Genomic DNA, 13,553 nt, shown 5'->3' on the forward strand with positions numbered 1-13,553 from the left:
TGGATCAGTGCTAGGCAGAATAGCTGCGACATCCCCCGCTACAAAACCAACACGCATTTCGTCATTCAATCCGTATAATGCCGACCTTTTAGGACTGTAAGAAAACCGGCATACGCCTGTAGCCTTATTGCCCGAAGCTTCCGCACAGGCCCGCTGAGCCAGGCCGTCCACACAGGTGCCATCCATGGATTTCAACCCGCTCGACCTTATCCTGCATCTCGACGTGTACCTCGACTTGCTGGTAACCAATTACGGTCCGTGGATCTACGCCATCCTGTTCCTGGTGATTTTTTGCGAAACCGGCCTGGTGGTCATGCCGTTCCTGCCGGGCGATTCGCTGCTGTTCATTGCCGGCGCCGTAGCTGCAGGCGGCGGCATGGACCCGGTCCTGCTGGGCGGCCTGCTGATGCTGGCGGCGATCATGGGTGACAGTACCAACTACGTGATCGGCCGAACCGCCGGGGAACGCTTGTTCAGCAACCCCAACTCGAAAATCTTCCGTCGCGACTACCTGCAAAAAACCCACGATTTCTACGACAAGCACGGCGGCAAAACCGTGACCCTGGCGCGCTTCCTGCCGATCCTGCGGACCTTCGCGCCGTTCGTCGCCGGTGTTGCCAGAATGCCTTACCCGCGGTTCTTCGGCTTCAGCGTGCTGGGCACCATCCTCTGGGTCGGCGGCCTGGTCACCCTCGGCTACTTCTTCGGCAACGTACCGTTCATCAAGAAAAACCTCTCGCTATTGGTGGTGTTCATCATCCTGCTGTCGCTGGTGCCGATGATCATTGGCGTAGCCCGCAGCCGCTTTGGCCGCACCTCATCCGAAGCCAAGCCGCACTGATCGGCCATGTGGTCCCTCAGCGCCTGGCGTCGCCGGCGCCTCCTGGCCAAGCATCCCGTTGCCGATGACACCTGGCAGCGGGTGCGCCATCACCTGACCTTCCTCGACGGTATCAGTGCCGAACAGGACCAATGGTTGCGTGAGGCCAGCGTGCTGTTCCTCGCCGAAAAGCACCTCACCGCCCTGCCCGGTGTCGAACTGCACCAGGAACAACGCCTGCTGCTCGCCGCCCAGGCGCAACTGCCGCTGATGAACCTGGGCGACCTCGATTGGTACCAGGGTTTCCACGAAATCATCCTCTACCCCGATGACTTCCGCAGCCCCCAGCGCCATCGCGACGCCAGCGGCGTGGAACATGAATGGGACGGCGAACACAGTGGTGAAGCCTGGCAGCAAGGCCCGGTGATCCTCGCCTGGCCGGGGGTGCTGGCCAGTGGCAATTGGGAAGGCTACAACCTGGTGATCCACGAACTGGCACACAAACTCGACATGCTCAATGGCGACGCCAACGGCCTGCCACCCCTGCACCACGACATGCGCGTCCAGGACTGGGCCAGCGTGATGCAGAGCGCTTATGACGACCTCAACCGCCAGCTCGACCACAACCCCGACGCCGAAACCGCCATCGACCCCTACGCGGCGGAAAACCCTGCGGAATTTTTTGCCGTCACCAGCGAGTATTTTTTCAGTGCACCGGATTTACTCACTGAGAGTTATCCACAGGTCTACGAGCAACTGAGCCACTTTTACCGCCAGGATCCCCTGGCCCGCCTGAAACATCTGCAGGCCAGCGACCTGCGCTATCAGACTGAAGGCTAAGTACCGTACGACGTCTGGCGCGTGGCATCGGCACAGGAATATGCCTATAATCGCCGCCACTTTTAGGCCAATCCGGCCAATTTACCTGGCCACCAACGGGGGCAACGCCCAATGAGCTACAGCAAGATTCCGGCTGGCAAAGACCTGCCGAACGACATCTACGTCGCCATCGAGATTCCGGCCAACCACGCGCCGATCAAATACGAAATCGACAAAGACAGCGACTGCCTGTTCGTTGACCGTTTCATGGCCACCCCGATGTTCTACCCGGCCAACTACGGTTTCATCCCTAACACCCTGGCTGACGACGGTGACCCCCTCGACGTGCTGGTCGTGACCCCTTACCCGGTCACCCCAGGCTCGGTCATCCGCGCTCGCCCGGTGGGCATCCTGAACATGACCGACGACGGCGGCGGCGATGCCAAAGTTATCGCCGTGCCACACGACAAGCTGTCCCAGCTGTACGTCGACGTGAAGGAATACACCGACCTGCCGCCACTGTTGTTGGAGCAGATCAAGCACTTCTTCGAGAACTACAAAGACCTCGAAAAAGGCAAATGGGTGAAGATCGACGGTTGGGGCAACGCAGACGCCGCCCGCGCCGAGATCATGAAGTCGGTAGCCGCCTACAAAGGCTGATACCCGCTACTCATTGCCACGGCAATCAAAAAAGCCCCGATCATTCGGGGCTTTTTTTGTGGGAAAAAATAAACGGCAAGTTCATTTAGATAAACAAAACAGCAACTAACGTTTAACTAACCTCAATTCAATCAAGACTTTACTTGCAATAAGGAAATACCTACATACACCAACTCAACGCATGGTTTATTTGATCTAGTTTTCCGGCCAGTAAACTCTGCGTTTATGAATACATCAGGTGATCGCTTAAGAACGTTACTTAGGGAAGTGCATCTTTCCGCCTCCGACTTCGCCAAGAATCGCGACGTCACGCCCCAGCACGTCAATAACTGGTTCAAGCGTGGCGTGCCCATGGCCCGGCTCGACGAAATAGCAGAACTGCTGTGTGTCACCAGCCGCTGGCTGCGTACCGGCGAAGGCCCCAAACACCCGCCGACCAACTACCACCTGGAAGGCTCCAACCGCGCAAACAACGCCGCCGCACGCGAAGACTGCGGCCACTACCTCTGCGACCCCAGCAGCGGCCCGGAAAAAGTCGACGTGGAAGTCCCCCTCCACGCCTCCTTCAACGCCCAGGAAACCCTACGCCTGTCCCTGCATACCCTGGAACAACTCAACGTCACCGCCGACCGCGCCTTGGGAGCCTATATGGTTGGCAACAGCATGATCGACATCATCCAGGACGGCGCCATCCTGGCCATCGACCGCGGCCGCACGCAAATCATCGACGGCGAGATCTACGCCCTCGAACACGACGGCATGCTGCGCATCAAATACCTCTACAACCGACCCGGCGGCGGCCTGCGCATCCGCAGCCACAACAGCAACGAACACCCCGACGAACTCCTGACCTACGACCAGCGCTTCGAGCAAAACGTCCACATTCTGGGTTGGGTGTTCTGGTGGTCCACCCTCAACAAACGCCGCCCTCCCGTCCCGCTGGACGACCACCTGATCGGCCACGACAGCTCTAAATCAGACCAGACGCTGGGAAAATCAAATAAATGTGAGTAACATGCGCGGCACATTTGGCAGGGTCGGCGTAAAGCCCACACACCCTGCCCGGCGACGCGGAGGAGTTCCCGCCGATGCCCCCTTTATCACTTGGGCGAGCGCTTGAGTGAACGATTGAAGGCTGGTGAGGTTTACCAAAAATAGACTTAACCAGTCCCCGAGAAGCCGGCCACAAGCCGGCTTTTTAATTGCCCCGAATAAAGCGCCCCCAACAGCCTGACTACCCATCAGGCTAGACACCTCAAAAAAAGCAAAGAGCCGCACCCTCAAGCACGGCTCTCGCCATCTAACTAACAACGACAGCCCTATCGAGTCCCGCGCAAGCGCAACGCCGAGGGCATGAAGTACGAGTCTTCCGGAATCGGCTGCGCAAAGTCCACCGTCTGCGGCTCTTCGTTATCCAGGTTCTGCACGTAGTACCGCCGTGCCTGCAGGTCATGGAACACGTCCAATGCGCTCCAGGTAGTCGGCAAATCGTAGAAGTTTTTCAAGTAGGCCATCGACACCCGCCACAGTTCGCCACGGCCGTCGTACTGATCAACCACTGCCGCGCCCCAGCTGTCTTCATCAAGGTACAGCACGCGTTTGGAGTACAGGTGCCGCGCCGTTGGTTTGAGGGTGCCTTCGACTACCCACACGCGGTGTAGCTCGTAGCGGGTGTATTGCGGGTTGAGGTGGCCGACTTTGAGCAGGTCGGCGTATTTCACGTCGGCGCTGGCGAGCTTGTAGTTGTTGTAGGGGATGTAGATTTCTTTCTTGCCCAGCAATTTCCAGTCGTAGCGATCCGGCGAGCCGTTGAACATGTCGGTGTCGTCCGCCGTGCGCAGACCATCGGAAGATGAGATCGGTGTGTCGTAGGCCAGGTTCGGTGCGCGGCGTACGCGGCGTTGGCCGGCGTCGTAGATCCAGGCTTGGCGGGCGTCTTTGATCTGGTCGAGGGTCTCGTGCACCAGGGTCGCACCACCGGCCAGGCGGGCCGGGCTTTTTACGAAGGTCAGGTAGTAGAACAGGATGTTTTTCAGGTCGGCGTATTGCCCGCCCTGGCGGTAGTAGTTGAACAGCCCCTCCTGCTGCGCCGTGACCAGGGCGAAGCTGCCGTTGCGTTGCACGGGCGCCTCCGAGGCGCGGCGCACGATGTAGGTGCCGCGGTAGCGGGTGATGTGGTTCCACAGTGCTTCCACGCCGTTTTGCGGAATGGGGAACGGCACGCCGCCAAAGGCATCGGCGAAGCCGGTACCACCGTCCAGCAGCTTGGCGCTGGTGGCGTTCTTGAAGGTGTTGTCATACACCCACTGCGGCGCCGAGCCGGAGCGTCGGCTCGGGTAGATGGGCATCTGGAAGCTGTCGGGGTAGCTGTTGAACAAGGCGATCTCGCCCGCCGTCAGGTTGGCCTTGTACTGTTCCAGGTTGGCCTTGGTGATGGTGAACAGCGGTTTGTCACCGGCAAAGGGGTCGACGTGGTGCTTGCCCTTTTCATAGCCCTTGGGCGCCTGGGTGATGCCGCCTTCCCAGGTCGGGATGGTGCCGGCGGCATTGCCCGCGCGCTCGGCGCCGAAGGGTGTGAGCTGGGTCTTGAGCTGTTGCGCATCTTGGGGCGAGAGCGCCGCAAGGGCATTGCCAGCGGCTAGGCCGAGGGCCAGCGCCAAACCGGCGGTGAGCATTCGAGGTGTGTGGAACATGGCGAATCTCCAAAAGAACGAGGGCGGGCAACCGCCCTCGCGCCGCAGCATGGCAGCGGCTTACAGGAAGTACTTGAGGTTGAAACCGATGTTGTCGCGGTCGCGGATAACGTTGTTCTGGCCGCCACCAAAGAACTCGGTGTATTGCAGCTCGGCTTCCAGCTTGTTCTGGTAGTTGGCCTTGAGCCCCAGGGTGTAAGCCTTGCGGCCCTCGATGTAGTTGCCGGCCTGGTAGGAGTTGCCTTTGAAGTCGTCTTTGTAGACCACGTAGGGCGACAGGTTGACCCCGGCGTACACGTCGTTCCAGGTACCGTTGAACATCACCGTGTAGCTGTAGGAATCACGGCTGACCTGGTCATCACGATCACCACCCGACACATAGGAAGTGTTGCCGCTGCCCGCGTAGTAACGGGTGCTGCCATCGTAGGCCTGGTACTTCAGGCCACTGCCGCGCAGGTGCTCGGAGGCCAGTTCGAAGACGCCGAACAGTGAGTCGAAGCCCAGGCCCGGGCCGAAGTTATAGATGCTGCCCAAGGAGGTATTGAAAGCCTCTACGCGCTCGGAGTTGTCGATCTGGCTGTCGAGGTTGACCATCTGCCCGCCGACATTGATGAACTGCCCGCCCGCCGCCGCGCCGGCACCATTGGCCAGGTCGCCGATCAGGTCGTTGGTGGCGGCGACACCGATGGGCAGGTTCGGCCGGTAGGCCAGCTCGCCAAACACCGAGGCCTTGCCCAGGGTGGTGTTGAAGCTGAAGCCGTACATGCGGATATCTTCAGCGTAGCGCCGGTGCGCCTGGATGTTGCCCATCACGTCCACCGTCGCCAGGCCATTGGCCAGGGCCGCCGCCTGGCTGCCGGCCACCGACGACAGCATGCTGGTCAGGGCCGCCATGTCGATACCTTTGTAGCCCGCCAGGTTAGCGGCGATGGTCGGCTCCTTGGCGTGGTAGTTGACCAGGTACAGGCCGAACTCGGTGCTATTGAGCTCCTCGGCAATGTAACGGAAGGCGAAGCCGAACTGGCCATCGTTGCGCGCGTTGTAGTCCTTGCCGATCGACGCCACCTTGAGGGTGTTGCCGTAGGCCGGGGTCATGCCGTTGGCGTAGAGCCCGGTGCTGCGCAGCATGCCCCCGAGCATCGGGTTGTTGCCCAGGGCGTCGTATAGCCCGATGACGTTGCCGCCGATGGGCGTCGGGGTGTCGAGGGCGCTGCCGGTGAAGTTGTTGTAGCCGGTGCGGCCGCCATCGGCGAACAGGTCGCTCTGGGAGTAGAAGGTGCCGACCGGATCGATGCGTGTCTCCTTCCAGTTCCACTGGTAGAAACTCTCCATCGACAGGTTGTCGCTCAGCCCGATATTGAAGCTGATGGCTTCCACCGGCATCAGCACTTCCTTGACCTCGGCACCCGGCAGGCGGTACTTGGCCGCGTCCACCGGGTTGGTGGTGTTGACCCCGCCGCGATAGAAGATGCCCTCGCCCCAGTTGAATACCTGGCGCCCCAGCCGGGCAGTCAGCGGCATCTGGCCAACGTCCCAGTTGCCGTAGACGTAGGAGTCGAGAATCTCCACGCGGCTACCGGCAATATCCCGGGTCTGGTCAGTGAAGTGGTTATCCTGGGGATGGCTCTGGCTGGGTTGCGATGGGCTGTTGTTGCGGTAGTAGTCGTTGCGCTTATCCATGATCTGGGTGTCATAGAACGCCGTGCCACGCACGAACAACCCGTAGTTCTGGTAGTTGGCTTCCAGCTCTGACGTGATCTTGTACACCTCGGAAACCAACCCGGTATCGAAGTTGCGATTGCCATCGTTGGTGTTGACGTCGTCGTTGCCCTTGTCCCGCCCCTGGACCCGCCACAGGCGCCCATAAGACAGGGTACTGTCGAGCGAGCCGGTGACCTGCTTGTCCAGCAGGCTGAACTCCATGGCCTGCACGCCCCCGCTGCTGCACAGTTGCAGCAGGCCTACCAGGCCGACACCCGCCCCAGTGGATTTGATGGACCATTTACCCTCGGATCCCGAGCCTTGCGCGCGCACTGTCGTGCTCATTGCGGTCTCTCCCCTGCAATCTTTCTTGTTGTTATTGCACTGCGATGTGTTGTGGTTTCACTGCGCCGGGCGATCGAGGCCGGCCCGGACGTAGTTGCGACTGTGGGCGCCAAAGTGGCGCAGCAACTGCACCAACTGCTCGTTGAGCCGGGCATGGTCGTAGCGCTCGACGGGCAACTGGTTGCCGGCACTGAAGCTCTGGGTTGCCCCGGGCGTGGCCAGCCACTGGCCGATGGCCTCGTCGAACGCCACCGCCTGGGCATCCGCCTCGGCGCTGACCACCTGGCGCAGGTAGTCCGCCGAATAGCCGGGGTAATCGCCGTCTTGGCGGGTGTCGGCATAGGCCGCCAGCATCGGGTTGTTCGCCCCCGTCAGCAGCAGGTGACGTAGCCAGGCAAACTGGTAGCGCTCCACCTCGTTGTGGCGCGTGGCGACACGTTCGATCGCCGCTCGCTTGTCGCTGTCATAGCCGGCCAGGGCCTTGCCTTCCATCAGCAGCATGCTGGTCAAATCGTCGCCCGGCAGCATGGTGGCGTGATAGGGCTGGGTCAGGTCCTGCAGGTAGTGCATGCCCCAGCCGAGGAAGCGATAACCCCAGTAGGGATGGCCATTGGCGAAGGCAAAACGTGCCAGGCCGAAGTACTGGTAGGCCCGCCAGTCCGGCCAGTTGCGCAGCAGGAACGGCGCAGCGGCATACACCAGCGCGCTCTCGTGGAAGAACCCCATATGGAACGGCGCCTGGGAGCTGTACTGGAAACGCGCATCGCCAAACGACTGCACGCCAAAGCCATATAACGCGCCGACGGCTCCCGGGTTATCGCTGAACAGGTTGATATCGTGGCCGTAATCCGGCTCGTCGGCAGCGGTCGCCAGCACCGCCAGCGGCGCGACCTTCTGCCCCGGTTGCAGTTGGATAAAGCGCTGGCGATTCCACGGTGAGAGGGTTTGTTCGACCATCACGTCGGCCGCCTTGAGTTGCGCGCGCCCCGCCAGGTCTTCGCCGGGCATGGGCTGGATCACCTGGGCCAGGTGGATCTGTGGATTGACCCGCAGGGCCATGAGGAAGTCGCGGCGCAAATCGGCGCCGGGCTGGGGCGCCAGGCGCAGGTTAGCGGGGCGCGGCGGATAGTCGGGAAAGTGGCTGCGGGCGAAGTTTTCCTGCTCGTCCAGCAGGGCCACCAGGCCAGCGTATTGCTGGGAAAGAAACTGCTCAAGCGTCTCGACCTGCACCTCGGGCGCCTCGCGCAACGCGGGCAAATCTTGCAGGGCCAGGTAGCTGCCCACGCTGTGATTGGACCAGGCACCAACCCCCGGCGACAAACTCCATAGCCCCAGACACAGCAGCAACGACGGCAACTTCATGGCTTTACGCTCTTGTTGTAGATGCGTTCAGCCTAACAATCCGGGTATGCCCCGACACTGTCCGATCTTGCCAAAACGACTCACCAATAGCGCCACGTAGCGGGGTCTAATGCCCCTGTAGGAGCGAGCTTGCTCGCGAAGGACGTCAACGATAACGCGTGCTTGCAGGATAAACGCGGAGCTCTCAAGTTCTTCGCGAGCAAGCTCGCCCCTACAGGGGGGCCTACGCCGGGTAGCCGGTAATCTCGCGGATGCTCTGGTACAGCGGCTTGAGCTGGCGATACATGCGCAGGTAAACCTCACGGTACAGACGGTCGTACATCTGTTGCGCCTCGGGTTGAGGCATGAAGACTTCGGCGGTGCGGGTCATGGCGGCGATGGCGGTATCAAAATCCGCGTACAACCCAAGCCCCACGGCACAGGCGATCCCTGCGCCCAGCCCGGACGCCTCATACACATGGGGACGCTCGGCGGGCAGGCCAAAGATATCGGCGGTCAGTTGCATCGCCGCGTCGCTCTGGGAGCCGCCACCGGCCACGCGCAAGCGCGTGATCGACAGTTTCGAACGGCGCTCGATACGCTCTTTGCCCTGGCGCAGCGCATAGGCCAGGCCCTCAAGAATCGCCCGGTAGATATGGGCCCGGGTGTGCACATCGCCAAAGCCGATCATCGCCCCCTTGGCCTCCACCCCCGGCTCGCGGATGCCGGGCGACCAGTAGGGTTGCAGGGTCAGCCCCATGGAGCCAGGTGGCACAGCGTTGACCAGCGCATCAAACAACTGTTCCGGCTCCAGGCCCTGCTCGCGGGCCTGTTGCATTTCCCGCAGGCCAAACTCGTTTTTGAACCAACTGACCATCCAGTAGCCGCGATAGATCATGACTTCGCAGTTGTAGTGATCGGGAATCGCCGCTGGGTAAGGCGGGATCAGCGGGACAATTTCCAGGTAGCGCGAGCGAGTGGTGGTGATGGTCGCCGTGGTGCCATAGGACAGGCACGCGGTCGTCGCTTCCACCACGCCGGAACCAAGCACCTCGCAGGCCTTGTCGGAGCCGGCGGCTATCAGTGGCAACCCTTCGGGGATCCCGGTATGGCGGCTGGCCTCGGCGGTGATGCGGCCCAGCTCTTCCCCCGGTTTGTACAGGCTCGGCAGTTGTTCCGCACGCACCGCCAGGGCCTGCCATTTCCAGTCCCGGGGGGCGGCCCAGCGCAGATGCTTGAAGTCGAAGGGCAAGTAGCCCACGCAACAGCCCACCGAGTCGACAAAACGCCCGGTCAGGCGATGGCTGAGAAACCCCGAGAGCAACAGGAACTTGTCAGTGGCAGCCCAGATATCCGGCTGATGCTGGGCGATCCAATTGGCCTCGGCCTGGGCGCGGAAGTAGTCCACCGTGGCCTCGGCCCCCACCAGTTTGAACAGCCAACCCCAGGGCCCCTTGATCCCGCCCTCCGGCTCGCACTGGCGCTGGTCGAGCCAAAGGATGGCCGGCCGCAGCGCCTGGCCCTGGGCATCGACATTGATCAAGGTGCCGCGCTGAGTGGTCAGGGATACGCCACGGATCAGACTGCGATCGATGCCGGTCTGCGCCCACAACTGCTGGCAGGCCTCCCCCAGTTTGCGCCAGTAATAGTCCGGGTCCTGCTCGGCCCAGCCGGGCTGGCTGGAATAGTAGGCCTGCAACTCGACCTTGCCTTTGCCCAACAGGTTGCCCTGCAGGTCGAACAACAGCGCACGGACACTCTGGGTGCCGTTGTCGATCGCCAGCACATAGTCTTTGCCGGGGGTGTTGTTATCCACGAAGCTCTCTTTTTTCATGAGGCACTCTTCAGATCGAGGCGCAAGGGACGCTGTGATGGCGTTGCCAGAGTTGCAGGTAGCGCTGCTGTTCCTGTTCCCAGCGCGTGTCGTCCCAACCCAGGCGAGGCTGGCATAGCCGACGGATGTCCGCCAAGTAGTGGGCAGCGCCTTCGGCCAGTAGCAGGCCGAGGCGCGTGCGCCGCAGCAGCAGGTCGTCCAGGTGCAAAACCATCTCGGTCTCGGCGGCAAACGCCAGCTCCGCCCAGAGGGTATCGCTGGCGCCCACACAATCACTGCCCAGGCTGTTGATCAGACTGGCCAGGCGCGGCAAATCGCGGCCATGACGCCCGGCCAGGCGCCGCACGCCGGTGTCGCTCAGCCCGGGGATCGCCTGCAACGGTACGGCCTGGAACACCGGCGCGCCGTCATCTTCCAGAGGTTTGCCGAGCATCCCGGCACAGGCCCGCAACACCTCAATGGCCTGGGGCCTGAAGGTGGTCAGCTTGCCTCCCGCCAAGGTCACGCAGCCGGGTTCCTGCCACAGCACGTGCTCGCGGGTTTCATTCGATGGCTTGGCCTGGGGGTCGGCGGCGCCCACCACCGGACGCACCCCGGACCAGGTGCACAGCACGTCCGCCGCCGTCACTTGGGCCTGGGGAAATGGCTGGGCGCAGGCTTCCAGCAGGTAGTCGAGTTCATCAAAGGTGATGCTCGCACCAAGGTCCAGATCCTCGCGGTGATCCAGGTCGGTGGTGCCCACCACCGTGGCCCCTTCCCACGGAAAGACAAACACCGGGCGGCCGTCGCGCCGGTGCATGAAACTGAAGGCATGGGCCACCGGCAAGCGCCAGCCCGGCAACAACAGATGGCTACCACGCAAGGGCCGCAACTGGCGCTGCCCCCCGCCCGGTTGCAAGCGCTCAGCCCAGGCACCAGTGGCCACCGCCAGTACCGCGCAGCGCACGTGCATAACCGCGCCGCCCTCAGTGTCCTCGACCTCGACCCCACACACTCGCTCGCCGTCGCGCAACACCTGGCGCACCCGCAGGCCATTGAGCGCCCAGGCGCCATCGGCACGGGCCTCGGCCAGCACGCGCATGACCAGCCGCGCATCGTCGGTCAGCGCATCGCGAAACTGCGAAGCCCCCAGCAGCCCCGGCGCCAGGAGCCCCGGTGCCAGATAGCGCAGTTGCTCAGGCTTGTGGAACTGCCGGCTGCGACAACCGGCCAGGGCGTCATACAGGCACAGCAAACCGCCGAATACCCGCGGCCCGGGGAACCCGCCACGATAGTGCGGCATCAGGAAACTCATGGGGTCCACCAACCCCGGCGCTTCGCCCATCAAGCGTTGGCGCTCGCGCACCGAATCACGGGCCAGGCGCCACTGGCCCTTGGCGATGTAGCGCAGGCCACCATGGACCATTTTCGACGAGCGGCTGGAGGTGCCCCAGGCAAAATCCCGCTGCTCCAGCAACAGGCAGCGCCAGCCGCGCCGGGCCGCCTCGCGCAGGATCCCGGCGCCGCTGATGCCGCCGCCGATCACGATCAGGTCCCAGGTTTCACTCGCCAGTTGCGGCAGCACGGCCTCGCGCCATTGGGCATTCCAGTCATTGCTCATGGGCCTAGTCTTCCAGCAGCGTGCCGGGGTTGAGGCGCCCGGCCGGATCAAAATGCCGGCTCAGGCTGTGCAGCGCTGCCATCGCCAATTCGCCCTTTTCCCTCGGCAGGTAGGGCGCGTGGTCCTTTCCCACGCCATGCTGGTGGCTGATGGTGCCGTGGTTTTCGACGATGGTGCGGCTGGCCGCCTGCTTCAGGGCCTTCCAGCGTTCGAGGGTGGCCGGGTAGTCCGCCGCCGGGCGGAACACGTAGCTGGTGTAGATGCTCGACCCTTCGCCATAGACATGGGACAGGTGGGTGAACACATGGACCCGCTCGCCCTCGGCCGCCAGGCAATCGCGCAGGCTGGCCTCGATCGCGTGCAGCAAGGCGTCGACGTGGCACCAGTCGGTCGCGGTCTCCAGGGTGTCGACCACGTAGCCGGCCTGCCAGAGGTTCTCCCGCAGGTAGGGGAAGCGAAAGCGGTTCTGTTGCCATTTCTTGCCCAGCAGGGTGCCGGTGAACACGCCGCCAAAGGCCTTCAGATGCTGGCGGGCCTGGCGCAACGACAGGGCATTCTGCCGACGATTGCCGGTGACACCGAAGGTCAGCAGGCACTTGCCCTCGCCAGCGCCACGCAGCGCCAGGTAGCGCTCCAGCCAGGCGATTTGGTTGGGGTGGCCGGCCAGCGCCAGCTGAGTCTGGGTTTCCATGGCATTGGACAGGCGCAGCATCGACAGCGGCACCCGTGCCTGCACCAGTTGCCGAATGGCCAGCAGGGCCCGGGGCCAGTCCGGCAGGAACACGCCATAGAAGCGTTCATCCTCGGGCAAGGCGCTGACCCGCACCTTGACCTCGGAAATGATGCCGAAACGCCCTTCACTGCCCAGCACCACTTCCCGCAGGTCGGGGCCGGCGGCCGACGCCGGGAAGCTCGGGATCGCCAGGGGCCCGGCGAACGTTTCCAGGTTGCCGCCGGCGAACAGTTGCTCAATCCGCCCATAGCGCAGCGATTGCTGGCCGCTGGAGCGACTGGCGACCCAGCCGCCCAGGGTCGACAGTTCCCAGGACTGCGGGAAGTGCCCCAGGGTGTAGCCTTTGGCCCGCAGCTGGCTCTCCACCTGGGGGCCACTGGCACCAGGGCCGAAGGTGGCGAGCAGGCTTTGCTCGTCCAGGTCGAGCAGGCGATTCATATGGGCCAGGGACACCGTCAGCACCGGGCGCAAGGACGCCGGCGGGTTGATATGCCCGGCCACCGAGGTGCCACCGCCATAGGGAATCAGGCACAGGTCGGCACTGTCGGCCAGGGCCAGCAACTGGCGGATCTGCTCGACGCTTTCCGGCAGGGCCACCCCATCCGGATACTGGCCCAACGTCCCCTCACGCAGGGCCAGCCAGTCCGGCAAGCTCTGGCCCCGGGCATGCATCAGGCGGTCACGGGGCTCGATGCTGTAAAGCGGATGGGGCGCCAGGCGCGAGGCGGGAACCCTGGCCAGGGCGCTGTCCAGGCTGGCGTCAGGCAGGGTGTGACCCTCGCCCAGTCGCTCGCGCAAAAACGCCGCCCCATGGGCCGGCATCTCCATCTGCGTGGTTTCTTCGCCCCAGCCGTTCCAGCGTCGCATGCGTGTTTCTCCCAGCAGATCGTGTGATTTTCAGTCCACCCATACTAATCAGCCGGCGCAAGCTGTCACGGTCGCATCAGGACAAATGGAGTAGCCAATTGGGTCAATCGGTCCATTACCCGATGTCGCCACGGGAGCAT

10 protein-coding genes are annotated in these 13,553 nt (G+C 62.9%); 4 read left to right on the plus strand and 6 right to left on the minus strand.

Translation table 11 applies throughout. The annotated features are described in order from the left end of the window. The first annotated feature begins 184 nt into the window (after window positions 1-184). The 4 genes from C5F71_RS08865 (at window position 185) to C5F71_RS08880 (ending at window position 3,313) form a co-directional block, all read left to right on the plus strand. Complete coding sequence (locus tag C5F71_RS08865; RefSeq protein WP_029292285.1) at window positions 185-841, plus strand: DedA family protein; 657 nt, start codon at window positions 185-187, stop codon at window positions 839-841. Window positions 842-847: 6 nt separating this feature from the next. Continuing rightward, on the plus strand, window positions 848-1,660 hold the full coding sequence (locus C5F71_RS08870; protein ID WP_104910978.1) for a zinc-dependent peptidase: 813 nt from the start codon (window positions 848-850) through the stop codon (window positions 1,658-1,660). Between the two features lie 111 nt (window positions 1,661-1,771). After that, window positions 1,772-2,299 carry an inorganic diphosphatase gene (gene ppa, locus C5F71_RS08875; RefSeq protein WP_003176323.1) on the plus strand — a complete coding sequence of 176 codons (528 nt, stop codon included), beginning with the start codon at window positions 1,772-1,774 and terminating at the stop codon, window positions 2,297-2,299. A 225-nt stretch (window positions 2,300-2,524) separates the two neighbouring features. Continuing rightward, window positions 2,525-3,313: an XRE family transcriptional regulator gene (locus tag C5F71_RS08880; RefSeq protein ID WP_029292287.1), complete on the plus strand. Its 789-nt coding sequence runs from the start codon at window positions 2,525-2,527 to the stop codon at window positions 3,311-3,313. Between the two features lie 305 nt (window positions 3,314-3,618). On the opposite strand, the gene C5F71_RS08885 is transcribed toward C5F71_RS08880, so the two are convergent. From C5F71_RS08885 to C5F71_RS08910, 6 genes are all read right to left on the minus strand, one after another. Continuing rightward, entirely contained in the window at window positions 3,619-4,992 is a 1,374-nt protein-coding gene (locus tag C5F71_RS08885; protein ID WP_104910979.1) for a DUF1329 domain-containing protein, read from the minus strand. A 60-nt stretch (window positions 4,993-5,052) separates the two neighbouring features. After that, on the minus strand, window positions 5,053-7,038 hold the full coding sequence (locus C5F71_RS08890) for a DUF1302 domain-containing protein (RefSeq protein ID WP_092230715.1): 1,986 nt from the start codon (window positions 7,036-7,038) through the stop codon (window positions 5,053-5,055). A gap of 57 nt (window positions 7,039-7,095) precedes the next feature. Beyond that, window positions 7,096-8,400, minus strand: a complete 1,305-nt coding sequence (locus C5F71_RS08895) for a phospholipase (RefSeq protein ID WP_104910980.1) — start codon at window positions 8,398-8,400, stop codon at window positions 7,096-7,098. Between the two features lie 223 nt (window positions 8,401-8,623). Then, window positions 8,624-10,213 carry an FGGY-family carbohydrate kinase gene (locus tag C5F71_RS08900; RefSeq protein ID WP_050492741.1) on the minus strand — a complete coding sequence of 530 codons (1,590 nt, stop codon included), beginning with the start codon at window positions 10,211-10,213 and terminating at the stop codon, window positions 8,624-8,626. 10 nt (window positions 10,214-10,223) lie between these two features. Next, window positions 10,224-11,813, minus strand: a complete 1,590-nt coding sequence (locus C5F71_RS08905) for a glycerol-3-phosphate dehydrogenase/oxidase (protein WP_104910981.1) — start codon at window positions 11,811-11,813, stop codon at window positions 10,224-10,226. 4 nt (window positions 11,814-11,817) lie between these two features. Next, the gene (locus C5F71_RS08910; protein ID WP_104910982.1) at window positions 11,818-13,413 is read right to left on the minus strand and encodes an FAD-binding oxidoreductase; all 1,596 of its coding nucleotides are present in this window, start codon (window positions 13,411-13,413) and stop codon (window positions 11,818-11,820) included. Window positions 13,414-13,553: the final 140 nt, after the last annotated feature.

Origin of the sequence: Pseudomonas sp. LG1D9 (genome assembly GCF_002949995.1) — a bacterium.
GTDB lineage: Bacteria > Pseudomonadota > Gammaproteobacteria > Pseudomonadales > Pseudomonadaceae > Aquipseudomonas > Aquipseudomonas proteolytica.

Excerpts from the sequence above, each read along its gene's own strand:
- C5F71_RS08900 (WP_050492741.1), bottom strand. The coding sequence starts at position 10,213 with ATGAAAAAAGAGAGCTTCGTGGATAACAACACCCCCGGCAAAGACTAT.
- C5F71_RS08905 (WP_104910981.1), bottom strand. The coding sequence starts at position 11,813 with ATGAGCAATGACTGGAATGCCCAATGGCGCGAGGCCGTGCTGCCGCAA.
- C5F71_RS08910 (WP_104910982.1), bottom strand. The coding sequence starts at position 13,413 with ATGCGACGCTGGAACGGCTGGGGCGAAGAAACCACGCAGATGGAGATG.
- ppa (WP_003176323.1), top strand. The coding sequence starts at position 1,772 with ATGAGCTACAGCAAGATTCCGGCTGGCAAAGACCTGCCGAACGACATC.
- C5F71_RS08895 (WP_104910980.1), bottom strand. The coding sequence starts at position 8,400 with ATGAAGTTGCCGTCGTTGCTGCTGTGTCTGGGGCTATGGAGTTTGTCG.
- C5F71_RS08865 (WP_029292285.1), top strand. The coding sequence starts at position 185 with ATGGATTTCAACCCGCTCGACCTTATCCTGCATCTCGACGTGTACCTC.
- C5F71_RS08880 (WP_029292287.1), top strand. The coding sequence starts at position 2,525 with ATGAATACATCAGGTGATCGCTTAAGAACGTTACTTAGGGAAGTGCAT.
- C5F71_RS08885 (WP_104910979.1), bottom strand. The coding sequence starts at position 4,992 with ATGTTCCACACACCTCGAATGCTCACCGCCGGTTTGGCGCTGGCCCTC.
- C5F71_RS08890 (WP_092230715.1), bottom strand. The coding sequence starts at position 7,038 with ATGAGCACGACAGTGCGCGCGCAAGGCTCGGGATCCGAGGGTAAATGG.
- C5F71_RS08870 (WP_104910978.1), top strand. The coding sequence starts at position 848 with ATGTGGTCCCTCAGCGCCTGGCGTCGCCGGCGCCTCCTGGCCAAGCAT.